At 69.4% G+C, this 24,528-nt stretch carries 19 protein-coding genes; all 19 read left to right on the forward strand.

The window, feature by feature from the left end; all coding sequences use genetic code 11:
* Positions 1–10 precede the first annotated feature (10 nt).
* The 19 genes from H074_RS33400 to H074_RS33475 all read left to right on the forward strand — a co-directional run bounded on the left by H074_RS33400 (position 11) and on the right by H074_RS33475 (position 24,423).
* Positions 11–5,053 carry a type I polyketide synthase gene (locus tag H074_RS33400; protein ID WP_200865840.1) on the forward strand — a complete coding sequence of 1,681 codons (5,043 nt, stop codon included), beginning with the start codon at positions 11–13 and terminating at the stop codon, positions 5,051–5,053.
* The gene (locus H074_RS33405; protein WP_007034513.1) at positions 5,044–6,078 is read left to right on the forward strand and encodes a ketoacyl-ACP synthase III family protein; all 1,035 of its coding nucleotides are present in this window, start codon (positions 5,044–5,046) and stop codon (positions 6,076–6,078) included. The genes H074_RS33400 and H074_RS33405 overlap by 10 nt, the downstream gene beginning before the upstream one ends.
* A gap of 113 nt (positions 6,079–6,191) precedes the next feature.
* Positions 6,192–7,682, forward strand: a complete 1,491-nt coding sequence (locus H074_RS33410; protein WP_007034514.1) for an FAD-binding oxidoreductase — start codon at positions 6,192–6,194, stop codon at positions 7,680–7,682.
* 25 nt (positions 7,683–7,707) lie between these two features.
* Complete coding sequence (locus tag H074_RS33415) at positions 7,708–8,721, forward strand: aldose 1-epimerase family protein (protein WP_007034515.1); 1,014 nt, start codon at positions 7,708–7,710, stop codon at positions 8,719–8,721.
* A gap of 103 nt (positions 8,722–8,824) precedes the next feature.
* Entirely contained in the window at positions 8,825–9,277 is a 453-nt protein-coding gene (locus H074_RS42410) for a sigma factor-like helix-turn-helix DNA-binding protein (protein WP_152521540.1), read from the forward strand.
* Between the two features lie 298 nt (positions 9,278–9,575).
* Positions 9,576–10,946, forward strand: a complete 1,371-nt coding sequence (locus tag H074_RS33420) for a YcaO-like family protein (RefSeq protein WP_063705478.1) — start codon at positions 9,576–9,578, stop codon at positions 10,944–10,946.
* 32 nt (positions 10,947–10,978) lie between these two features.
* A complete protein-coding gene (locus H074_RS33425) occupies positions 10,979–11,659 on the forward strand; it encodes a hypothetical protein (RefSeq protein WP_007034517.1) in 681 nt (226 codons plus the stop codon).
* Positions 11,656–14,094 (forward strand): nitroreductase family protein, encoded by a 2,439-nt coding sequence (locus H074_RS33430; protein ID WP_007034518.1) that lies wholly within the window; start codon positions 11,656–11,658, stop codon positions 14,092–14,094. Before H074_RS33425 ends, H074_RS33430 begins: the two co-directional genes overlap by 4 nt.
* Before the next feature lie 595 nt (positions 14,095–14,689).
* Positions 14,690–14,869 (forward strand): hypothetical protein, encoded by a 180-nt coding sequence (locus tag H074_RS33435; RefSeq protein ID WP_039923942.1) that lies wholly within the window; start codon positions 14,690–14,692, stop codon positions 14,867–14,869.
* 58 nt (positions 14,870–14,927) lie between these two features.
* Positions 14,928–15,101, forward strand: coding sequence for a hypothetical protein (locus H074_RS40835; RefSeq protein ID WP_161630717.1), 174 nt, complete (start codon positions 14,928–14,930; stop codon positions 15,099–15,101).
* Positions 15,102–15,229: 128 nt separating this feature from the next.
* Positions 15,230–15,400 carry a hypothetical protein gene (locus H074_RS40840; RefSeq protein ID WP_007034519.1) on the forward strand — a complete coding sequence of 57 codons (171 nt, stop codon included), beginning with the start codon at positions 15,230–15,232 and terminating at the stop codon, positions 15,398–15,400.
* Positions 15,401–15,488: 88 nt separating this feature from the next.
* Positions 15,489–16,652, forward strand: a complete 1,164-nt coding sequence (locus H074_RS33440) for a zinc metalloprotease (RefSeq protein WP_007034520.1) — start codon at positions 15,489–15,491, stop codon at positions 16,650–16,652.
* 75 nt (positions 16,653–16,727) lie between these two features.
* Positions 16,728–17,429, forward strand: coding sequence for a DsbA family protein (locus H074_RS33445; protein ID WP_007034521.1), 702 nt, complete (start codon positions 16,728–16,730; stop codon positions 17,427–17,429).
* A gap of 34 nt (positions 17,430–17,463) precedes the next feature.
* Complete coding sequence (locus tag H074_RS33450; RefSeq protein ID WP_007034522.1) at positions 17,464–18,792, forward strand: YcaO-like family protein; 1,329 nt, start codon at positions 17,464–17,466, stop codon at positions 18,790–18,792.
* A 25-nt stretch (positions 18,793–18,817) separates the two neighbouring features.
* Positions 18,818–19,450 (forward strand): hypothetical protein, encoded by a 633-nt coding sequence (locus H074_RS33455; protein WP_007034523.1) that lies wholly within the window; start codon positions 18,818–18,820, stop codon positions 19,448–19,450.
* Entirely contained in the window at positions 19,447–20,877 is a 1,431-nt protein-coding gene (locus H074_RS33460; RefSeq protein ID WP_007034524.1) for a hypothetical protein, read from the forward strand. Before H074_RS33455 ends, H074_RS33460 begins: the two co-directional genes overlap by 4 nt.
* A complete protein-coding gene (locus H074_RS33465; protein ID WP_007034525.1) occupies positions 20,874–21,425 on the forward strand; it encodes a hypothetical protein in 552 nt (183 codons plus the stop codon). The genes H074_RS33460 and H074_RS33465 overlap by 4 nt, the downstream gene beginning before the upstream one ends.
* Positions 21,422–22,012 carry a TOMM precursor leader peptide-binding protein gene (locus H074_RS33470; protein ID WP_007034526.1) on the forward strand — a complete coding sequence of 197 codons (591 nt, stop codon included), beginning with the start codon at positions 21,422–21,424 and terminating at the stop codon, positions 22,010–22,012. The genes H074_RS33465 and H074_RS33470 overlap by 4 nt, the downstream gene beginning before the upstream one ends.
* On the forward strand, positions 22,009–24,423 hold the full coding sequence (locus H074_RS33475; RefSeq protein WP_007034527.1) for a hypothetical protein: 2,415 nt from the start codon (positions 22,009–22,011) through the stop codon (positions 24,421–24,423). Before H074_RS33470 ends, H074_RS33475 begins: the two co-directional genes overlap by 4 nt.
* Positions 24,424–24,528: the final 105 nt, after the last annotated feature.

Genomic DNA, 24,528 nt, shown 5'->3' on the forward strand with positions numbered 1-24,528 from the left:
GGACCGTGTAGTGAGCATCGATGCACCAGGAGCCGAACCGGTCGCCGTGATCGGGATCGGTTGCCGATTCCCGGGGGGAGCCGACAGTCCGGACACTTTCTGGGATTTGCTGCTGGCAGGCGTCGAGACCAGTTCCGACATTCCTGGCGATCGGTGGCGGTCTTATGCGGAATTGGGCCACCGGCACGCCTCGGTGCTGCGCGACACCGTCGGACGGGGGAACTTCCTGTCCGGGATCGATGGGTTCGACGCGGATTTCTTCGGGATCACCCCGCGCGAGGCGGAACTCATGGATCCGCAGCAGCGAATCCTGCTCGAAGTGGCCTGGCAGGCACTGGAGCACGCGGGGGTCCCGCCGTATTCGCTCGCCGGCAGTGAGACGGGGGTGTTCGTCGGTTCGTGCACCGACGACTACCGGCGGCACCTGCTCGAGGACATCGTGAACATGGACGCGTGGAGCGGTATCGGAGCGGCCCGGTGCGCGGTGGCGAACCGGCTGTCGCACGTGCTGGACCTGCGCGGGCCGAGTCTCGCCGTCGACACCGCCTGCTCGGCGTCACTGGTCGCGCTGCACCTGGCCTGTCAGAGCCTGCGTTCGGCCGAAAGCGGGCTAGCGCTCGTGGCAGGGGTGAACCTCCTGGTCTCGCCGGGAGAGACGGTGACGCTGAACCTCGCGGGCGCGCTCGCGGCCGACGGCCGGTCGAAGGCGTTCGACGCCACCGCCGACGGGTACGGACGCGGCGAGGGCTGCGGTGTGCTGGTGCTCAAGCGCTTGTCCGACGCCCAGCGCGACGGAGACCGGGTGCTGGCCCTCGTCCGCGGCAGCGCGGTGAGCCAGGACGGCTACACCAGCGGGATCATGGCGCCCAACCCGGTCGCGCAGGAACACGTCATGGTGCGGGCCTGCCGGGACGCCGGCGTCGACCCGCGGACGGTCGGGTTCGTCGAGGCGCACGGAACGGGAACCCTGCTGGGCGATCCGCTGGAGGCCGAGGCGATCAGTGCGGTGTACGGCGTGGACCGCGCGGACGACGGCTGTTTCATCGGCTCGGTGAAGGCCAACATCGGCCACCTGGAAGGCGCCGCCGGCGTCGCGGGCGTGATCAAGGCCGTGCTCGCGCTCGGCAAGGCGGAGATTCCAGCCACGCCGATGGCGTCCGGCCCGAACCCGGCTGTTCCGTGGCACGCCAACGGTCTGCGGCTCGTGACCGAACGTGTGCCGTGGCCGTCGGCGGGAGAGCCGCGGCGAGCGGGTGTTTCGGGATTCGGCTACGGCGGCACCGTCGCGCACATCGTGCTCGAGGAGCCACCGGGAACACCGGCGACCCATCAAGCCGATGGCCGGGGCGAAAGGTTGTTCGCACTGTCCGCCGCGTCGGAGGAGGCACTCGGCCGCAGGGCCGGCGACCTCGCGGACTGGCTCTCGAAACAGGGCGACGAGATCTCGCTCGACTCGCTCGCGCACACGCTGGCGCTCCGGCGGTCTCACCTCGGGCACCGCGCGGCCGTCACCGCTTCGGACCGGAGCGAGCTGATCGGGCGGCTGTACGAGCTGGTCCAGGACGAATCGGCGGACCACGTTGTCACCGGCAGTCCGCTTCCCGAGCGGGAAACCGGCCTGGTGTGGGTGTTCTCCGGACACGGTTCGCAGTGGACCGGTATGGGCCGCGAACTGCTGGCCACCTCCCCTGTCTTCGCCGCCGTGCTCGACGAGCTGGCACCGGTGTTCGCGAACGAGATCGGCTTCACCCCGCGGCAGGTGCTGGAGGACGGCGCCCTCGACGACGTTTGCCGTATCCAGTCGATGATCTTCGCCATGCAGGTCGGCTTGGCCGCGGTGTGGCGTGATCGCGGGCTCGTCCCGGCCGCGGTGATCGGGCATTCGGTCGGCGAGATCGCCGCCGCCGTCTGCGCGGGCGCGCTCGATCTCGAGGCAGGCGCCAAGCTGAGCTGCCGTCGTTCGAGGGTGCTGCGCCGGGAGGCGGGCAAGGGCGCGATGGCCATGGTCGGCCTCCCGTTCGCCGAGGTGGAGCGACGGCTCGCCGGTCGTCCCGGGATCGTGGCGGGCATCCAGTCCTCGCCGGTGTCCACTGTGGTCTCCGGCGAGCCCGCCGCGGTCGAGGCAGCGATCCGGGAGTTCCAGGCAGCGGGACTGGTCGTCCGGCGGGTCGCTTCGGACGTGGCGTTCCACAGCCCCAGGATGGACCCGCTCGCGACGGAACTGGCCGAGGCCGTGGCCGAGCTACGTCCGACGCAGACGAAGATTCCGCTCTACACCACCGCTTTGCCCGATCCGCGCGCGCTCCCCGTCTTCGACGGGACCTACTGGGCCGCCAACCTGCGTAACCCGGTGCGGCTCGCCGGCGCCGTCGCGGCGGCGGCCGAGGACGGCCACCTGGCCTTCTTGGAGATCTCGCCGCATCCGGTGGTGACGCACTCGATCAGCGAAACCCTTTCCCACCAAGGGATCGAAGAGTGCTTCGTCGGCGGAACCCTGCGTCGTGACCAGTCCGAGGAACGTAGCCTCCTCACCGCCCTCGGCTCGCTGTACTGCCACGGCCTCGAGGTCGACTGGTCCCGGCTGTACCCGGACGGTGAGCTGGTGGCGGCCCCCGCGAACCCGTGGCGGCACCGGTCGCTCTGGTGGCGGCCTCAGCTCGGTGGCGGTGGTTCCGCCCGTGCGCACGACCCGCACAGCCAGACCCTGCTCGGCGCGGAGACACCGGTCGCGGGCAGCGCCGTCCGGATGTGGCAGAGCGATCTCGACGACGGCAATCGCCCTTATCCGGGAAGCCACAGCATCAACGGCGTCGAGATCGTACCCGCCGCGGTATTCCTCACGACCTTCTTCGCGGCCGCCGCGCCGGGGTCCCCACCGCCGACGCTGCGGAAGATCGTCATGCGCAGCCCACTGATGACCGCCGAGCTCAGGAACATCCAGGTCGTGCTGGACGGCGACACCCTCCGGATCGCTTCCCGCGCCGCGGCGACCGGCTCCGGACGGGGATGGGACATCCACACCTACGCGACCGTCGCCGAACCGGGCGAGCTTCCTGGCCCGCACACACCGGATGTTCCCGTCGAGCCGGTGCCCCCCACTCTCGTCCACGACCGGCTCAGCGCCGTGGGGGTGCCGTCGACGGGCTTCGACTGGACGGTGCGGGAACTCCTGCGCGGCAGCGGTGCGCTGCGCGGCACTGTCGCATTAGGGCGGTCGACCACCTGGGCACCGTTGCTGGACGCGGTGATGACGCTCGCGCCGGTCGCCTACCCCGGGGATCCAGTGCTGCGTATGGCCGTCGAGGTGGACGAGGTCACGGTACAAGGCGAGCCACCCGAATCGGCGGTGATCGACATCGCCATGCGCGCGGACGCTCCGACCACGGTGGACGTCACGGTCACGACGCACGAAGGTCTGGTGATCGCCCATCTGAGCGGCCTGCGCTATGCGACCATCGGCGCCGAGGACGCCGTCTCCACCGATCCCCGCACGCTGGTGCACGAGATCGTCTGGCGACCGTACGAACCGTTGGTGGACCCGAGTTCGGACCGAGCCCTCATAGTCGTCGGCCCGCACGACGAACTGGCCGAACAGCTGGTCGCGCAAGCCCGTGCGACGGGACGCGACTGCAGGCTGTTCGGCGACTCCGAGCAGGTGGACGGCCTCGCCGGCGCCGATGTCTGCTTGATACTGCCGACGACCACTTCGGACGAAGCCGAGGACTTCCTCCGGTCGTTCGCCACGATCACCTCGCGTCAGACCGGCCCCGGCAGGCTGTGGTGCCTCACGACCGGCGCGGCATGGACGGGAACGGGCACCGAATCGCCACAGCGCCCGGCCGCCGCGGCCGTCACCGGATTCGGCCGCACACTCGCGGGAACACGGCCGGAATCGTGGGGTGCGGTCATCGATCTGGACGATGTCGCCGTCACTGACGCGGCAGGAACCGCGAAAACCGTGCTCGGCCTGATCGGAACGGCGTCGGGCGAGGCCGTGATCGCGGTGCGGCAGGGCCGTCCGTTCGTGGCCCGGGCGACCAGAGTGGCGGGCCAGCCGAGCCATCCGGCGGCGCCGTGCCGTCCGGAAGGCACCTACCTGATCAGTGGCGGTCTCGGCAGGCTCGGCCTCGCGGCCGCGGATCGCCTCGTGGGCTTGGGTGCGAAACGCCTCCTTTTCCTGACGCCGGAAGAGTTCCACCCGCGATCTCGATGGGAGTCCGCAGAAGAGGCCGAGGGGCTGCTGGCGCTGGAAGGCCGGGGCGTCACGGTGCGCGTCCTCACCGCCGACATGACCGACCCGGACAGGTCCGGACTCCCTCCCGTTCGGGGCGTGCTCAGCATCACCGAGCCCGGTGGTCCGGGCGGGAGGTCGCGCATCCGCGGTACTCAGTTCCTGCACGAGCTCTTCCCGCCGGGCACCTTGGACTTCTTCACCGTCTTCTCCTCCTGCGATCAGCTGTTGAACAAGCCCGGATCGGAGCTGGACGGCGCGGCGTGTGCCCTGCTGGACGCGGTGGTGACGCAGCGCGCGCAGGCCGGGGAACACGCCGTGGGCCTCGATGTCGTGTCGGGGCACGACCTCACCGCGTCCGTCATCGTCGCCGCCTGGGACGTGGCGGATCGTCGCGGACCCGGTGTCCACTCGGTGTTCCGGGACGACCGGCCGGAACTGCTCGAGCGCGCGTTGCCGGTGTTGAGTGAGCTCAAGGCCGTCGCGGACGAACCGGTCGAGACGGATGAGCTGTCCGCTCTCGACCCGGAACAGCTGCTGACCACTCTCACAGCCGAAATCCGGTCGCTGATCGCGAAAGAGATGAAGCTCGCCCCCGCGGACCTGGCGCCCACGCGGTCGCTCGCGGATCAGGGCATGGACTCGATCCTGACCGTCATGGTGCGGCGGCGCCTGGAGAAGCGGTTCGGATGCAGACTCCCGTCCACCCTGCTGTGGCAGACACCGACGGTGTCCGCGATCGCGGAACACGTCGCGGAGCTGCTGGACACTTCCGCCGATCCGAACCCGGCTTCCCCCAGAGGAGAGACGTCGTGCGCGTGACGGACATTCACCTGAGCGGGATCGGTTCGGTCGTCCCTCCGGTGTTCCCGGTGGAACGTGCCGTCGCGGACGGCTTGTACCCGGCGTTTGAAGCCGAGGCGCACGAATTCCTCGGTGTGGCCGTCGCGGGTGAGCGCCCCGCGCCGGACATGGCGCTGGAGGCGGCCCAATCGGCGGTGAAGCGCGCCCTCGTCGAGCCGACCGCGCTCTCCCTGCTGCTGTACACCAACACCTGGCACCAGGGCCCCGATGGCTGGCCGCCGCAGGCATACCTGCAACGCCACCTCGTCGGCGGACGCGTTCCCGCGATGTCGGTCCGGCAAGGATGCAACGGCATGTTCGACGCCCTGGAGCTCGCGGCCTGCTACCTGCGCGCCGTGCCGGACCGGGAAAGCGCGCTTCTGGTGACGGCCGACAACTACGGCACCCCGATGATCGACCGGTGGCGGGTTTCCTCGGGCATGATCGGCGGTGACGCCGCCGTGGCCGTGGTGCTGACGAAGAACCCCGGCTTCGCACGGCTGCTGTCGGTCACCTCGATCTGTATACCCGAGGGCGAGGAACTGCACCGCAGTGGAGAGCCGCTGTTCCCGCCGACCGTGACCATCCGCCGTCCTCAGGATTTCCCCGCACGCTACGAGCACTACCGCACCAACCCGCCGGACGGGGCCGGCGTGCTCAGGCGGCTCCCGGCGGTCATGCTCGAACTCGTCGAGACCGCGGTGTCGGAAGCCGGCATCGGAATCAAGGACGTGGCCAGAGTCGCTTTCGAAACACATTCCAGGGAAGTCGTCGAACAGCGTGTGATGGCCCCTCTCGGCTTGGACATGACGAAATCGACCTGGGAGTTCGGGCGGCGCATCGGCCATTGCGGCGCCGCCGACCAGTTCCTGGCCTTCGAAAACCTCCTCGCGGCAGGCGAGTTGGCTCCGGGCGACCATATGCTTCTGCTCGGTCAAGCACCGGGCCTGGTTCTTTCCGCCGCGGTGGTACAGGTATCGGGCATTCCTGAATGGACAGTGTGACTGTCCCGGCTCCTGCGCAGAATCACCGGCAAGAGTCGATTCTTGCGTGGAAAAGCCCTTTTTCCGGATAAATACTGATCCAGCCAGACTGCCGCGGCAACGGAGGGAGAACCGTGACGAAAGCGGGATTCAGCAGGCGCAGGTTTCTGACCACGACCGCCGCTTTGACAGGTACCGCGTTGCTCACCGGTGCGGGCGGCAGCGCGTTCGCGACCGGTGGCCGCGAACGTGCGGGCGGCATCGACCTCGACGGGCTCGGCAGGGCGATGTCGGGACGGTTGCTGCGGCCCGGCGATGCCGGGTACGAACTCGCGGCGCGACCATGGAACCTGGCGCTGTCCGCACGCCGACCGGCCGCGATCGCACTGGTCGACGACCGCGACGACGTCATCGAGTGCGTGCGGCGGGCCGGTGGCCGCGGGGCACCGCTCGCGGCACGCTCGGGCGGGCACAACTACGCCGGATTCTCGACACCCGATTCCGGTGTGATCGTCGACGTCACCGCGCTCAACAAGATCTCGGTCCGCGACGACGGCACCGCGGTGGTGGGCTCGGGCGCGCGTCTGATGGAGGTATACACCGCGCTGGCCGCACGCGGCCGGGCGCTGCCGGGCGGAACCTGTGCCTCGGTCGGCATCGCCGGCCTCACTCTCGGCGGCGGAATCGGCCCGCTCACCCGCGCCTACGGCCTGACCTGCGATCGGTTGAAGGGCGCGACGATCGTGCTCGCCGACGGTTCGGTGCACAAAGTGGACTCCCACCGGGACGCGGATCTGTTCTGGGCGTTGCGCGGCGGCGGCGGTGGCCACGCGGGCATCGTCACCGAGTTCACCTTCAGCACGGTTCCGGCGCCGTCCCCGGTGATCTTCACCCTGGAGTTCCCTGCCGAACACACCGCGAAGGTCCTTGCCTCATGGTCGGCCTGGCAAGCCGCCGCGCCCAAGGGACTCACTTCGACCTGTTCGGTCGAAGCCCGCAAGCAGCCGACCGCATCGATCGAAGGCGCCTGGATCGGCACCGACGCCGCGTTGGACACCCAGCTGTCATCGCTGATCGCGGAGGTGGGCGCGACGCCCACCGAACGCACCGCGAGCAGGAAGTCCTACCTCGACGCCATGCTGCACTACGCCGGCTGCGACGAAGCCAAGACCTGCCATCTCGACACCAAGCCCGGTGGGACGGTCGAGCGGGAGAGCTTCCACGCCGCTTCACGGATGCTGCCGCACAGGCTGAAAGCCGCCGACGCCGACCGCGTCGTCGAGATACTGAGCGGCCACAGCGACATGGTGCTCCTGTTCGACGGGGTCGGCGGCGAGGTCGACAGCGTCAGCGCCCGTGACACCGCGTACCCGCATCGCGGCGCCAACGCGTCGATGCAGATCTACGGCTGGAGCGAGACCGACCAGGGCGAGGTCCTCACGCAGGCGCAACAGGCTCTGACCCGGGTCATCGGCACCGGTTCCTACGTCAACTACATCAACCCGATGCAGACCGACTGGGCCACTTCGTACTGGGGAGCCAACAAAACGCGGTTGCGCCGGATCGTCTCGGCCTACGACCCGGGCAAGGTGTTCGACTTCCCGCAATCAGTGCTTCGCGGCTGACCCAAGAAATCGGAGTGACAGAACCATGGGTACCTTCTCCCGTCGCGCGGCGCTCACCGCCGCGGCCGGAACCACCGCCGCGCTGGCGATCGGCGGGGCACCTGCCGTCGCCGCGGCGGAGACCGGAACGATCCTGCCCACCGGGCGCCAGTACCGCATCACATCCGGGAAGCAGAGCCTGGTGGTGGCCGAGGTGGGCGCCGAGTTGCGGTCGTGGACCGTGGACGGTCGCGCCGTCCTGGCGGGCCACCCGGACACCGGCATGGGCGACAGCCACATGGGCAAGATCCTGCTGCCCTGGTCGGACCGGATCGCCGGCGGCAAGTACAGATTCGACGGGATCGACTACGAAACCCCGATCACCGAACACTGGAGCGGCTGTGCCATCCACGGGCTCGCGGCCTTCCTGCCGTGGACACTCGTCAAGCAGAGCGGCAACCTCCTGAGGCTCGGCTCCGTGCTGTACCCGCAATACGGCTACCCCTTCCTCCTCAAGTTCCAGGCCGAGTATCTGCTCGAAAAAGCCGGGCTCCGGGTCACGCTCACCGCCACCAACGCCGGTGACAGGCCCGCCCCGTTCGGCAGCGGGTACCACCCGTACTTCAAAACCGCCCCGAAGATCGAAGACGCGAAACTGACCGTGGCCGCGTCGACCTACCTGATCAACGACGACAACGGCATCCCGACCGGCCGGTCGGCCGTCGCCGGAACCGCGAACGACTTCCGCTCCCCCACCCTCATCGGACCCGCGAAGCTCGACCTCGCCTACACCGATCTCATCCGCACCTCGGCCGAAAGCACGCTGGCCGAACTCGAAACACCCGACGGACACAAGATCCAGCTCTGGGCCGACGACAAGCATGAATACCTGCTGGTCTATTCCGACGACTACGCCGAAGGCAGGCCCGCCCGCCAGGCCATCGCCATCGAACCGGTCACCAGCCCCGGGAACTCCTTCAACAGCGGCGAGAACCTGATCGTCCTCAAGCCGGGCCAGACCTTCCGAAGCACCTGGGGGGTGCGCACGAATTCGCTCTGACCCAAGCTCGGGCAGCGACACGCTCGAAGGCCCCTTCCCTTGGCTGAGCCGAGGGAAGGAGCCTTTCCTGCACCCAAGGCAGGACTTCGCGCGGGGGTCGTGAGTGGTAAAGAGCGTTAGAACGCTCTTTACCACTCACGACCCCCTTCATCTCTGTCACTCCAGACCCGCGCGCTGCGAAGCCCCCTGCCTTACCCTCGCGTCGCGAAAGCCACTTCCGGGAAGGCCGCGGCACCCCCGACCGGCTGGTGTTCGGAATCGCCCGAAACGTGGTCAAGTCCGAACACCGGCGAAGGGCGCGCGAGTCGACTGCGGAACGCGAGAACACCGGCAGGCGATTGCTCGATTTCGCCGAAATCTGCCGGCCGGAAGACCGGAGACCGCGCTGGACGGGCTCTCGTTGTCGGACGTCGCCAGCGTGCTGGGCATTACGGCCGCGACGGCGAGAGCGCGGCTGCATCGGGCGCGACGGCGGATACGGTATCCACCGGCCCGAAGAGGGCACCGCGGAAAGGCAGGCGGCGTTATCGGCCCTCCGCTCCCCCAGGCCCCCTAGGCCCCCTAGGCGATTCAGCCCGCAAGTGGGCATGATCCGGTTCCACGCAGCTTCCTGCTGTTCGAGTATGCGAATGCACCTTCCTGCACCACTCGCACAAAGCCGGACGAGCACCAGCAGAAGTTACCGAAATTTCTGTCTTTCAGGTAATTCTTCCTCCCTCCAACGGGGCAGCGAGATGTTCAATGACCGCAACATAGTGACACTGAGTGATTAGATGCGAATTCCATTCATATTTTGAGAAAGCGCTTACTCGGATACGGACTGCTCACAGGTGTGACGGAAAGAGTTGGTCGACATGCTGAACCTCGCACCGGCCGATGCCACGGCCTCGACTCTCGCGGCCGCCGTGCTGCGCGAACGATTGTCTCCGCTCACGGGCCTCCTCGGCCCGATCTCACCGCCGGTGAGATTGCCGGTACCGGAAGGGATTCCCGGGCTTCCGATCGCCAGTTCGGCCACCGGCGACCTGCGCTGGGTCCTGCCGGAGGTCGCCGCGTTCGCGCGGCGGACCGGCAGGCCGGCGACCGGCCTCGACGGCGCGGGCGGTGGTTTCGACGCCACTCTCGCCGAATGGGTGGCCGCGGCCGAGGCACTGGAGCGGTACTGCTCGGCCGTTTACAGCCGGGATCAGTTGATCACCGCGACCGCCGACGAGCTGGGGGCCGAAGCACTCGATCTGGACACCTTGCCCCGGCTTTCGGACCGGGAACTGGCCGACGACCGGCATAGGGTCAGGCCGGCGCGGAAGGATCAGTCCCGCGCCTGGGTGCGCGGTGTGCGGCTGTCCGACGCCCGGCTCACCTGGATTCCCGCCGAGCTGGTCTGGCTCTATTTCGACGAACCCGGTGATCAGCGGCTCTCCGCGCCCAACAGCACCGGCTGCGCGATCCACACCGACCCGTGGCAAGCGCTGCTCAACGGGCTGTTCGAGGTGATCGAACGCGACGCCATCTCCATCGTCTGGCGGCAGCGGCTTCCCCTGCCCGAAATCGAGGTCGACGAAGCCTCTCCGGAGCTGGAGCGGCTGCTGGCGCGGTTCGCCGCCGACCCCGGCGTCTCGATGCGGCTGTTCGACGCGACCCTCGACCTCGGCGTTCCCATCGTCTACGCGGTCTACCAGGAGCACCATTCGGCACGGCTGAGCCATGTGCTGGGCTGCGGGATCAACCCCGACCCGGGCAAGGCCGCGGCCAACGCGGTCCGGGAGGCCATCAGCTGCCGCCTCGCGCTCGGACACCAGGGTGCGGCGCCTACCGACGTCGACACGATCCGCGGCACCTTCGACGGCGCGCTGTACATGGGCCTGCCCGAACACGCCGAAGCCTTCGACTTCCTCGTCGGCCCGGACCGCGCGGGCGGCACCACTCCCCTGTCCGGAATCCGCTCCCCGATCCCGGACGGCTCCCCGAAGCGGCACCTGACCGAGCTGCTCACCCGGATGCGGGATGCCGGCCTGGACGTCTTCGCCGTCGACATCGGATGTGACGAGTCACGGGAAGCTGGATTCACCGCCGTCAAGGCGATCGTGCCAGGTCTGCAGCCGCTGTCCTTCACCCACAGGGCGCAATTTCTCGCCAGCCCCCGCCTCTACGCCGCACCCGCGGCGTGCGGGTATCCGGTCCGGCAACTCGAAGACCTGAACCCCTGGCCCCAGCCCTTCGCCTGAGCACCGCCATCACCTCCCGAAAGGAGACTCACATGCCCGGCTCACGTGAAGTGCTCGTTCTGCACGACGAAGGCTTCGGTACCGCGGTGGCGGAGCGGCTCGGCGCGCTGCCCTCGGTGACGACCCGAGCCAGCCTCCCCGACGGCCTTCCGTCGCCCGGCGAGGTGCCCGCCCGGAGCGTCCTGGTGCTCGCGCTCAACCAGCCCGCGCCTCGTTTCGAACGGGAAGCGGACCGGCTCGCCTTGGCCCGCGACGCGTTCCTGATCCCGGTGGTCGCGAGCCACCAGACGGTCCGGATCGGGCCGGTACTCGGCCCGGGCGCGCACGCGACCATGGACTGCCACTACCGCCGCACCCTCCAGCACCGCACCACCACCGGTTCACCCGAACTGCAGGCGGCCTACGACGAGGTCGGGCACCGCCACTCGGTCGGTTTCCTGCCGTCGCTCGTCGCTACGGCGTCGTCGTGGACCGCCGCCGTGATCCACCGGCTCGCCGATGGGGACTCGAGCGACTTGCAGCAGGTCACCTTCTTCAGTGGCAACTCGCCCCGGATCGGCCGTCACCGGCTCACCGGCGTGCACGGCAACGTCAGATCCGCGGCCGCCGTGCCGGCCGAAGACCGGTCGTGGCGGGCCTTGCTTCCGCTGGCCCGCGAACTCGCACAGGACCTTCCCGCGCCGGACGCAGTCACCGAAGGAGCAGCCAGGTGAGCCCAGCCACGACCACCCCGGACCGGATCGCCGCCACCCGTATGGGGCACGCGGTCGCGAACGACCCCCAGTTCACCCTTCCCACGCGGGCCCGGAAACTCCCCGGCCTGGTCGAGGTCCCGCTGCCGTCGGGATACCTCGTCGAGGGCGCCGCCACCCGGCAGGTCTTCTCCGGCAAGGCCAGCGTCACCCTCCTGCCCCGGGTTCTCGGCCTGCTGGACGGGAACCGGACCTACGCCGAGATCGCCGCCACGGTCGGCATCGGTGAAGCCGACGTGGTGACCATCGTTTCGCTGCTCTACACCCGCGGTCTCGTCGAAGAAGGCCTCGACCCGGCTGTTCCCGCGGAACCCGTGCCGCTGTGGCTGACCCGCCACATCGACTCGTCCCGGGTGCACCGGAGCGGCCATCGGGCGTGGCGGGAACTGCGCTCGGCCCGGGTCGCGGTCGTGGCACCCCCGGACCTCGCCACGGAACTCACGGAGCTGCTCGTCGCGAACTCGGTCACGACCGAGGCCGTTCCGGTACGGACAGAAGACCGCCTCGACGCCGGCTTCATCCCCGACGACACCACGCTCGTCATCGGCCTGACCGGCGAGGTGCGGACTCCCACCTGGCTGTCCGACCTCGACCGGCTGGTCGACAAGCGCGGCGGGGCATGGCTACGGGCCGCGGTGACCGGCGGCCTGCTGGAACTGGGCCCGCGGTTCGACGCCAGGGTCGGGTTGACGCTCGCCCGGTGGGAACTCGGTGCGCTCTCCGCACCCGAAACCGAAGTCGAGCCCGGCGTTGCCGCGGACGCCGTCCGCTCCGCCGCCCTGGCGGTGCTGGCCACGGAGATCACCAATGTGGTCTCGCGAATGGGCAGCGGAGAGAGCCTCAGCACGGCGCTGCACATCGACCTGAACACCGGCGAAACGACCGAACTCGCGGTCGCGCCGGGACCGATCGCGACGCTGCCCCAGCACGATGGCCGGACACATTCGCTCGCGATCACTTTCGACGAGATGGTCCGCTTCCCGCCGAAGGACCAGGCTTCGCCCAAGGGCCACCTCATGCACTACGTGCCCGCGAACACCGCCAAACAGTACGACCACAAGATCTACTCGCCGTCGGCCCGGCTCCCGCTTCCCAAGGTCAATGTCGTCGATCTCGCCGCCTTGGCCACGGCGGCGGCGCCAGTGGAAATCGACCGGCTCGTGCTGGCCGTCCGCACGGCCTTCGGCCTGCAGCCCGGCGGCGCAGACCGTGGCGACCGGCATGTGCACCGCTACCACGCGACCGGCGGCAACCTGGGCTCGCCGCAGGCCTACCTCGCCATCCGCGACGTCGGCGGGCTGCCCGCCGGCTGGTGGCACTACGACCCGTTCACCCATGAACTGGTCGCGGTGGCACCGTTCGACGACGAGAGCACGAACTGGCTCGACAGTGCCGCACCCGGGGCGCCCGCCGTGGTCGTCAGCGCGGGCGCGCTGAGCCGGGTCGCCGCGAAGTACGGTCCGTTCGCCGCCCGCGTCATCCACATGGACGCCGGGGTCTCTCTGCACCAGCTCGGTGAAACCTGCCGCCTCGTCGGTCTGTCCGCGCAACGGATCGGCAAGGTCCGCTTCGAGGACGTGGCCCGGCTGCTCGGACTCGACCCGGCGAAGGACCCGGTGACCGAAATCGTCCGGATCGACCCGGCGAACGACGCGCCCGCAGCACAGGCGGGCACAGGGTGCGCCTTCACCACGAACGCCCGTGTCGACAGTGGACTCGAGTTCCTTGTTTCCAGGCCCATCGGGTCGCGGGAAGAGGTGATGACGGAGTTCGTCCGGGAGCTACAGGAGCAGCCGGCCCCGCCCGCCCTCGGCAGGCTGGGCGGCGCGTCCTGGTCGCCGGCGGCCTACGCCGTGGCCTTGGCCAACCGGCATGGCGGCCGCGTCTACGGTCCTGGCGAGATCGACGGCGAGGAGCTCGCGGATCTGCTGCGCCGGGCGGACCGGGCGGGCAGCCTCGGCTGGAGCGAGCCCGGTACCGGAAGGCTCGGCTATCTGGTCCTGGCGCAGCGGGTGACCGGGTTGGCGCCGGGCTTCCACCGGTTCGATCCGGCGGGCGGTTTCAGTGAGGTCGCGGAATTGCCCACGGATCATCCAGTCGACCAGATGGTGCTGCAGGCGGAATTCGCCGACGCGGCGGCGATCGGGGTCGTTGTCGGGCGCACCCCGCACGCTGTGCACGAACTCGGGGCGCACGGCTACCGGATCTTGCTGGCCAGGGGATCCGCCGCGGTCAACGAGGTCTGGCTCGGCGCACTCGCCGCCGGCCGGGAAGCCTGCGGATTCGCCGGGCTGATTCCGCACGCGCTCACCGCGCACGGGCGCCTCGACCTTCGCGAGCAGGTGCCTTTGTTCACGTTCGCCATCGGCACCGTGCCATATTCGGGATTCCACTGAACCGGTAATTAAATGCATTAGCCGCGACCGGCCGCGCAGGAAGCTGCAGCTTTTCTCGGCGAACGCTCGTTGATTACCGCTGAACACACAATTACAATAATTCCAGCACCCCATCGAAATTGCCACTCTTCGTGGCGGGGATCACCGGCCTTCCGGCCCTAGGGTGCGATCACCGAAACCCAGAGAACAGAAATGAGTTCCGTCATGGATGAAACCACCACGAGCACTCTCGACCTGTGGGCAGAGGAAAGCGTGGACACCATCGCGGCCGACTGCTGCAGGGGAACCGCCTCCACCCTGAGCAGCCCCATCCTCAGTGCCGGAACCGCCAGCACCGAGTGCCCGTAACACTCTGATCAAACCACTCGTCTCCCTGGAGAAACAAATGGAAATCGGCTCCATCGAACAACAGGAACAACTGGACCTTTGGGCAGAAGAGTCCGACACCGAAACCGCTGCCGGCTATTGCTGCGCCACGAGCGCGGGCACCGTGGGCACCGCCAGCTGCCCGAGTTCTGCGTCTACTTTCGCCAGCGCCGCCTGTGCGTGCTGACCGCTGAAAACACCTGATTTTCAGTCGAGACAGGAGACAGAAATGGAAATCATCGCCACCGAACAGGATCTGACGCTCGACCTGTGGGCGGAAGAGAGCGGGGCGAACATCGCCGCGGACGGTTGCTGCACCAACTCCGCCGCCACCGCCGGTAGCGCGAGCAGCTTCGGCAGCACGGCCAGTTCCGCCAGTTCCGCCAGCACCGGCAGCACCGGCTGCTGAAACTTTCCGGACAAACCTGTGGCCGGTCTCGCCGGCTTCACTACCCGAAGGAGAACAAATGGACATCGAGCTGAACTCCGACAACGCACTGGATCTGTGGGTCGAAGACAACGCGACCACCGTCGCCGCCGACTGCTGCAAGGGATGCGCCGCCACCACATCCAGCTTCAGCACGGCCCCCTCGACCGCCGGGTCGATCGCCAGCGCGGGCTGCGCCTCGACCACGTGCTGAGTGTGCTTTAGTCGCCGATCGCGGTGAAACGGGTGGGTGGCCGGCACGGCCCACGTCCCCACCGGCCACCCACCTCGAGTTCCTTTCGTATCTCGAATCGCCGGAATCTGAGGAGACAGGAGCAAATTATGGACACGAACCTCAAGACCGCCGAGGCGAACCTGGAATTCCGGGCCGAAGAACCCGCGAACAACACGGCGGCCGACTGCACCATGTCGACCGGGGCCTGCGCGGGTACCGGCAGCACACCGATTCTTTGCGCCGCATGCGGAAGCTCCGCCAGCTCTTCCCGCCCCTGAACGGTGTGGGTGGCAGGAACGGCCCACACGCCCACCGGCCCCCCGCCCTTTCCCGTTCCCAACAACCTCGAAGTCCCGGAGGGTCACCATGTCCACCACCGTCGAACCGCCCACCCCCGGCGCGCAGACCGCCGAACCGGCGTCCGTGGTCGCTGACGCGCGGTGGCCCGCCGAAGACGACGTTCTACGCCTTAACCCCGGTGTCGAACTGCTCACCGGCGCGGACGGCCGCTCGATGCTGTTCGACGAAGCAAGCGGCAAGTACACCTTCGTCAGCAACGGCACCTGCCAGCTGGTCCCCCAGCTCACCGCGGGTGTCCGCTACGACAAGCTGCTCGACGGGCTGGCCCGGCGCAGCGGCGCCCCGCTCGACAAGGTCGACAAGGCGTTACGCCTCCTGGTCCACGACCTCGCCAGGCTCGAGCTGCTCGACGGCGTGGTTCCGGCCACCGACGGGATCACCACCCGGGTGGCCCGCTCCCAGATCAAGATGCCGCACGCGCGGCTGCCCATCTCCACCGAACGCGCCGATCGCGTGTTCGCCGCCATCGCCCGGCCCTTCCGCGGCCGCGTGGGCGGGATGGCGCTCGGCGCGATCGGGTTACTCGGCGCGACGGGCCTGCTGACCGCGGTGCTGACGCTGCTCTTCCACCCGGTCGCCCCCGACCTTTCGGCGATCTGGATCGCGTACCTGATCATGATCCCGCAAACCCTGCTGCACGAGACGAGCCACGGCGTGCTGTGCCGCTACTACGGTGTGCCCGCCCGCGAAGTCGGTGTCGCACTGTGGCTTTACGTACTGCCGATCGGCTACGTCGACCGGTCCGACGCCGTACGGCTGCAAAGGCGCTGGCCCCGGATCGCGATCCTGCTCGCCGGCCCCGTCTTCGACGGCCTCGTGCTCGGTACGACGGCCACCCTGCTGCTCACCGGAACCGGCGACCCCGGGTTGCTGGGCACCCTGCTGGCGTTCCAGACCGTGATGATGGTGATGAACTTCAATCCCATGCTGCCGACCGACGGACAGCAGGTACTGGAGAACGCGCTCGGCAAACTGAATCTGCGCAGCCGCGCGATGACCTATGTGCTGCACCGGGTGCTGCGCAGGCCGCTGCCCAGCGCCCTGCGCCGGGTCACCCGTGGCGAACGGACGTTGTTCTGGGGATACGGCGTCGCCTGCCTCGCCTACCTGCTGCTGATCTTCGGCCTCGTCGGCACGACCCTCTACAAGCTGGCGGGCGAACTCTTCTGACCCCCTCACTTCGCGGGCCCGCGTCGAGCCACCGCCCTCCGACGCGGGCCTGCGAGCCCATACCCAGGAGACGACATGACCCAGACCAAAGTGCCCGCACGGCGTAAGACCACGCCCACGGTCAAGGCGATCGTCCTGCTGGTCGTCGCGGTCGTCGTCGGCGGCGGTCTGTATCTGCAGCTGCGGAACACCAGTGCCGAGGCCGACGGCTACGGTCCACCGCGGACAGCGGCCCGGATCAGCTCCCCCGGTGTCGTCTCGCTGGGTTCGGCCGACGCACCGAACAAAGTGGACGTCTACGAGGACCCGCTGTGCCCGTACTGCGCCAGGTTCGAGCACCGCTTCGGTCAGCTGCTCGCCAAAGCGATCGACGAAGGCAGGGTGAAGGTCGACTACCACGTGCTGACCTTCCTGGACGACAAGTCGAAATCCGGTGACTACTCCACCCGGGCGGCGTCGGCCATGCTGTGCGCCACCCAGGCCGACGGCGCCTCCTTCGGGCGGCTGCACGCACACCTCATGTCGCCGGACAACCAGCCGAAGGAACACGGCGAAGCCGACCGCACCGACGAGGAGCTGATCAGGTTCGCCGCGGAAGCGGGCGCCACGAGCGGCGTCGCGGAGTGCCTGCGCGGGGGCACGTTCGCGGCCTCGTTGCGGAGGACCACCGCCGCCGTGCGCCCCACCATCGCGGGCACGCCCTCCGTGCGGATCAACGGCACGCTCATCGCGCCCGGCGATCTCAACGACGGCGACTGGGCGGATCCGTTGCGATGAAAGCCGGCAACCGTACGGCGGAAGGGTTACAACGATGACGTCGTCCATCCCACTCCACGACCGGCTCGCGCCGCTCGTGGACAACTCACTCGGCCTCGTCGCCGAACCCGCGCTGCTGCCCTTTCCGCCCGGCTCGGGGGTGATGCCCATCGCGTCCGCCTACCTGGGCGACGGAAAGGCCGCCGTGCCCGCGATCCGCCGCTATGCCCAGTGGTCCCGGTCGGCGCCGGAGGCGATGGACGGCAGCGGCGGCGGTTTCGACGTCGAGCTCGCCAAAGCCGTCGCGGTGGCCGAGGCGCTGGAACGCTACTGCTCGACCGTGCACGACCCGGCGGACATGCGCTGGGCGACCGCGCTCGAACTCGGTGACGAAGCACTCGACCTGGACACCCTGCCCCGGCTGTCGGAAACCGAACTGGCGCTTCCCGGGCAGCACACCCAGCTCGCCGCGAAGGACGTACCCCGCAACTGGGTACGCGGTGTCCGGCTGCGCGACGGGAAGCCCATGTGGGTACCGGCGCCGCTGGTCTACCTGTTCTACATCCCCGCCGCCGAGGAGAACATCGCCAACCCGATCTCGACCGGCTGCGCCGTGCACTCCGACCCGGCGCTGTCGATCGTCAAGGGGCTCGTCGAGGTGATCGAGCGGGACGCCACCGCGCTCACCTGGCACCAGCGGCTGCCGCTGCCGGAGATCGAGGTCGACATCGGCGGCCCCGAGCTGCAGGAGCTCGTCGCCGCCTACGAGCGTCATCCGCACGTCGACGTCCGGCTTTTCGACGCCACCACGGACGTCGGCGTGCCGTCGATCTTCGCGGTCCGGGTCGACCGGCGCAGCACGGCCGTGAAGCACGTGGCGATCTGTGCCTCGAACATGGATCCGGTGCAGGCCGCCGTGAACGCGTTCCGGGAGGTCCTGTCCTGCCACATCTCCTTCCTGCCCCAGATCGGCAGCGCCCCCGAAAGCGCCGAAGACTGCTATCGCACGATGGACGGCGCGCTGTTCACCGCGCACGCCGACCGTTCGGAAGCCTTCGAGTTCCTGCTCTCCGGCACGCGCAAGCGGCCGCTGTCGGCGCTGCCCGCCCCGCCCGCCGGGAATTCGGCGGAGTCGTTGCGCTGGCTGTCGGACCGGCTGACGGCGGTGGGCACGGACGCGTACGTGGTCGACCTGACCACCGACGAGGCTGCCGCGGTCGGGATGACCGCGGTCAAGGCGATCGTGCCGGGACTGCAGCCGATGTCGTTCGTCCGCAAGGCCCAGTTCCTCGCGCATCCCCGGCTCTACACCGCCCCGGCGGCGATGGGGCACCCGGTGCACGACGAAGCCGACCTCAACCCCTGGCCGCAACCCATCGCCTGAGACGGGAACGAAGAGAGGAGACATCGTGAGCGTTCTCGTACTGCACGACGACGATTTCGGCGCGGCGGTGGCCACCAGACTGCGTTCGGCGCGACCGGACGCGACCGCGCACCGGCTCGGCGGCTGGCCCGACCTCGGGTCGCTGGACGCCCTGATCGCCGAGTACGAGCGGATCGTCTTCGCCTGGAGCCGCCCGGTGCGGCGGCTCGAGTCCGCTGTGGACAGTGCGGTACTCCGGCACGGCAAGACGCTGCTACCCGTCGTCGCCGAAGGTTTGACGACCCGGGTCGGGCCGCTGCTCGGCCCGCGCGCCGAGGCGACCGTCGACTGCTACTACCGGAGGCGTGCCCAGCGGATGGGCGCGCATACCGACCTCGGCTTGGTGCACGACCATTTCGACGACCATCCCGAGGGCGAACCGGCCGGGTACCTCGGCGCCACGGTCGCCGTGGTGTGCGGGCTGACCGGACGGATGCTCGACGGCGACGCGGCCGAGCCCAGGGTGGTGCTGGTGCAGCCGCATCTCGGCGAAGCGACGAGCTCGGTGCTGCTCGGGGTGCACGGGAACGCCCGGTCACAGTCCCCCGTTCCTTCCGAGCAGCGGACTTTCGCCCGGCTGCGCGGGATCATCCTGGACGCGATGGAGGCGACGGCATGATCACGACCGTCCAGCGGACCACCGCCGCCGAAGCGCTGCGCGAGGCCGAATCCGGGCCGCGTACCGGGTTTCCCTGCCTGCTGCCCGGTATCTCCCTCATCCCGACACGCACCGGCTTGCTGGCCTTCGGCGCCGCCCAGCCGCAGGTGTTCGGCGGCAAGGCGGCGCACACCGTCCTGCCCGCCGTGCTGCGTGCGATGGACGGGACCCGCGACACGGCCGGGATAGCCGAGCTGCTCGGTCTGCCGGTGAAGACCGTGGACGCGGTGCACGCGCTCGCGCGCTCCCGCGACCTGCTCTGTTCCGGGCCGGTGCCCGGCGACCACACCGGACGCTGGCTGGCCCGGTCCGGCACGGTGACCGCGAAGGTACGGGACACGGATTCCCGTGACAGCCGGCGAACCCGGGTGAAACTCACCGGTGATCCGGGACTCGCCGCCGAGCTCAGCGAACTGCTCGCCGTGGACGGGGTGCGGGGCGAGGTCTTGGACCGGGCCGGATGCGCGGATTCCGATCTCGTCCTGGTCGTCCTGAACGGCCAGGAACCCGTGGCCGAACTCGCCGCGTTGGACCGTGAACTCGCCGAGGCGGGCGTCGCCTGGCTCCGGGTGCTCGTGCACGAGGGCGGCGCGGAACTGGGCCCCTGGTTCGGACCGCGTGACGAACTGCGCTACGCCGACTGGTGGCCGGTCAACCCACCACACGCGGCCGCGGCCCCCGCCACGCCGGACCGGGAGGCCGCGCTCGGCTTCGCCGCACTCGAGATCATCAACCTGCTGAGCGGCGCCGGCCGTCCGGTCTCCACGTCGGCGGTCGCCGAATTCGACGCGGCCACAGGCGCCTGTCGCCGCCGCCCTCGCGCACCGCGACCGCGAGAGGGCGAATCCCTTTGCCTCGCGCTGGACTACGTCGCCCGTCAGTCCACTCCGGACAGTCAGCTGCCGCAGTTCCTCCTCGCTCCCGAGCCCGATCCGACCGCGATCGAACCGGTGGACAGCCCGGAACTGACCCGGTTGCTGGGCTCGGCCTTCCCCGGTGACGTCGATCGATCGCTCAACGCCTATGTGCTCGGCGAGAACGACGGGGCGCACCTCTATCTCCCGGAGAAAGAGGGGCTCATCGACCTCGCCGGGGTCGCGGACGTGACCAGGTGGCGCCGGAGGCACGCTGACGGCGCTTTCGCCGTGATCGCGGTATCGGTCACGGTGCCCGCCCATACCAGCGGGACGACGGTGCGCGACGGCCTGCTGCACACCGGCGCCGCCGTGCAGCGGCTGCTCGCGGCCGCCGCCGACCTGGGTCTGCACGTACGCGACGGTCTCGCCGGCTCTCTCGGCGACCTCGGCGACGCGCTCGGCCTGCTCCCGCACGCCGAGACCTTGCTCGAAATCGTGGTGCTGGACCGAGAACCGGGAGACGAACGATGACCCCACGCGCGAGCATTCCCCCGTACGTGCCGGAAAGCCCCGCCGTGCTCTCGGATCTGGTGCGCGCCGAACTCGCCGCCGCACCGCTGCCGCGCGATTCCGGCCATCAGCCGCGCGTTCGCGGTACTTGGGAGGTCCGGCTGGTCGACGGCAGGCTGACCGCGGACGCGATGGGGTGGATCCTCGACGCCGCCACGCCGGACTCGGACGTGCTCCGGTTCACCGTCGCCGCCCGCGACGTCGATGGGCTCGCGCCAGGCTGGTACGAATTCCGCGAAGGCACCTTCCACTCCGTGAAGGCCTCTGCCGAGATCCCGGATCATCCCGCGACGGTGTTCGTTTCAAGCGGAAGGGAAGCCATCCGTGAGGGCGGCGTCCACCCGTGGCGTCGCGCGCTGCTCGCGACCGGGGCGGCCGGTGAGGTGGCACGGTCCCACGCCGACACCGCCGGATACGCCTTCCGGCCGGTCGCCACCGACTCGATCGCGAGCGACCGAAATCTCCGTATCCAGGCCTGGGCTTTCGCTCCGGCGGACGGAACACCATGAACCCCGTCCTCCACATCACACCCCACGGTGCCGGACTGTGGCTGTACGGGGCGGGCGCGTTCGGCGAGCAGGTGCTCGGCGAACGCGACGGCGCCGGCACCGGCAGGCTGCGGTTACTGGCAGGCGTGACACAGACCGCCCGCATCGACCTCTTCGAAACGGTCGCCGCACGAGCCGGAGCCCTCCGGCTACCGTGGCTTCCACTCGTGCTGGACGGGACGACGCTGCGCTGCGGGCCGGTGACGGGAGCCGGCACCGGTCCCTGCCCGGACTGCACGGGCAAGCGGCGACGTCAGCATTCCGGGGAGGCACGGCTTTCCGCGGTGCTGGACCCCGCCGAAGAGCAGGCGTTCCTGCCCCAGCACGGCGAACTCGCGATCACTTTGCTCGGCACCGTCGCGCAGGCCTTCACCGACGACGGCAAGTCGGCCGAGATCCACGAAATCGACCTGGTGCGCGGCACCTACGGCAAGCACCGGGTGCTTCCCGTCCACGGCTGTCCCGTCTGCGATCCGCCAGGGTCCGCGGACCGGTCATGGGAGCTGTTGGCCGCCGGCCTGGGCGTACGTGCGGAGGTGGCTGGATGACCACACAACAGCAATCAGCCGCCGCGGTGGCACAGGGCACTTCCGTCGCCTTCGCGCCGTGGACGCTCGCGCGGGTCGGCGGCCTGCCGACGCGGACGTGCGCGCTGGTCGGCGGCCGGACCGACAAACTCTTACAGCGGGAGGAGAAGCTGGCCGAGGAGCGGGCATCGATCGGCGCGTCGCTGGCGGAAGCCTGCTACGCACTGGTGCCGATGCTCGACGACGCTCCGGCGTTGCGCCGGGTGGTGCTGGCCGTGAAGCGGGCCGCATTCCAGAGCGCCACGCTGCCCGCCGAGGCCGATGACCTTGCGGGCCACTTGCCGTCGGACGCCCGCGAATTGCTCGCGGCTTACCACCGGACGGCCGAGGAAAGCGCGGAGTTGCGGCGGGAACTGGCTTCGTCGGTCGCCGCCGACAGCGAACAGGCACGCGCGACGCTGGTCGCACAACTGGACCACCAGCCGTTCGTCCGCTCACTCGCCCTGGCCGCGCCGGAATGGACGCGACACGGCTTGGGCAAAGCGCGGAAAGGCAAGCTGGACAACCGCAACCTGCGCACGCTGTACTCCTACGTCACCCGCACCGCCGTCAAGACCAGCCCCTACTCCCGGCTGACGACCGTGGCGATGCCCGGCGTCGTCAGCACGGGAACCCGCAGCTACACCGGAGCGGCGTTGGCCCAGCTGGCCTTGCGGGCGGCCGCCCGCGACCGCGAACTCGCGCCACTGCTGCGCTACCGCGTCGCCGCACACACGAACGTCCTTCCCGGTGGCTTCGTCCTGTGCAACGAGGCCGGCAGCCAGGGACCCATGTCGTGGCTGTCGATTTCGGTCTGCCACGACGCCGCCGCGCCCGCCTGGCTGTTCGTAACCGAAAACGAGCGGGACTACGACTTCGCCGAACTCCGCGAGCTGATGGGCGGACGCGACCCGTGGGCCAGGTACCTGCGCATGCTCGACAGCGGCTGGATCCACCCGGTCGTCTGCTCACCGGGCACCGGCGATCCGCTCCAAGGGTTGGCGGACACGCTGTCGACCGCCGAAGACCACCCGATGCCCGGCCGGCTCCGGCGGCTGCACCGGTCCATCAGCGGGCTGGCCGCCGCCGCGCTGCCCGAGCGAACGGCGACGATCGCCGCGGCTAAGGAAACACAGGCGGAGTGGCGAGCGGCGAGCGGCGTCCGGATGTGGACACCCGACCTCGTCTACGAAGACGCCGCGACCGGGTTCAGCGTGCCGGATCCACTCGACGCCGAACTGGGCCGGGAGCTGAGCGCATACGCGTCGGAACTGCGGCCGCACATGTTCCGCAGTCACCTCTACGACTTCCTGCTCGAAGCGTTCGTTTCGCGATTCGGCCGCGGCGGCCGCTGCACCGATGTGCTCGAGTTCCTCGCCGCGCTCACCGTCGAAGACCGCGCTGCCGAGCCGATGTCCAAGGCCCTCTTGAAGGACAGGGGCCGGGTGGACGCCGCGCGCCGGGCGGAGCTGCCGGTCGGCCGGACCAGCGCTCCACCCGCGGTCGCCGTGCTCTTCCAGGAGGCGGACACCGAGGACGGCAGGGTTCTGGTGGTGAACCAGCTCTGCGACGGCGTCGGTGGGATCGTCAGCAGGTTCACCGGCGTACTCGGCGACCGGCTGTCCGGTGCCCTGGACGAATGGGCTTCCTCGATGTGGCCGGGAATCGCCCGATACGAGCTGGTCAACAGCCGGGCGTGCACCACGGCCCAGTACACCTCGGCGGGCCGCCTGCCCGCGATGGTCGTCCCCGGTGAAGGCATGCCCGCCGGGGCCGGGGATCTCCCGTTGGAACGCGCCACGCTGGTCCACGACGCGGACCGCGACGTGCTGGAACTACTCGGTCCCGACGGCAGGCCGTTCGGCCTGGCCTACCTCGGTCTGATCCCGTCGCACCTGAGCAGCGGCCTGCTCCGGCTGCTGAACATCCTCGCCAATCCCTGGGTGGCGCCGCACGAGTTCGGGGACCGGCAGCTCACCGGCCTGCCGCCCGGCGACTCGGAGGTCATCGCGCGGCCACGGAGAACCGTGGGCCGCACGGTCGTCGAACGAGCGAGCTGGCTGTGCCACGCGGACCGGCTTCCGTTGCCGGTCAAAGGAGAACACGAAAGCGAGACGGTGCTGCGCGCCCATCGGTGGCGGCGCGAACACGGTATCCCGGCGGAAGTGTTCTGCCGTCGGATCGACGATTTCACCGCGAAACCGCTGTGGGCCGATCTCCGCAGCGCGATCTCGCTCGCGGTCCTGCAGCAGGAACTGGCCGGCTACGGGTCGGTCAGGATCACCGAGGCGCTACCGGGACTCGGGCAGCACCGGCTCCGCGGGCCGTCCGGCGGAAGCCTCGCGTGCGAGTACGTCGTGGGACTGCGGTGGCCGCGGCCCGGTGCCCGCTGAGCGGAATGATCGGCCCGATTCGCGAATGGACGGCTGCAGGTTCTTTGCAGGCTCCGGAAGCAAAATGAATTCTCGCGATGTGACACCCGTCGCAGCGGAAGCAGC

The organism is Amycolatopsis decaplanina DSM 44594, assembly GCF_000342005.1.
Taxonomy (GTDB): Bacteria; Actinomycetota; Actinomycetes; order Mycobacteriales; family Pseudonocardiaceae; genus Amycolatopsis; species Amycolatopsis decaplanina.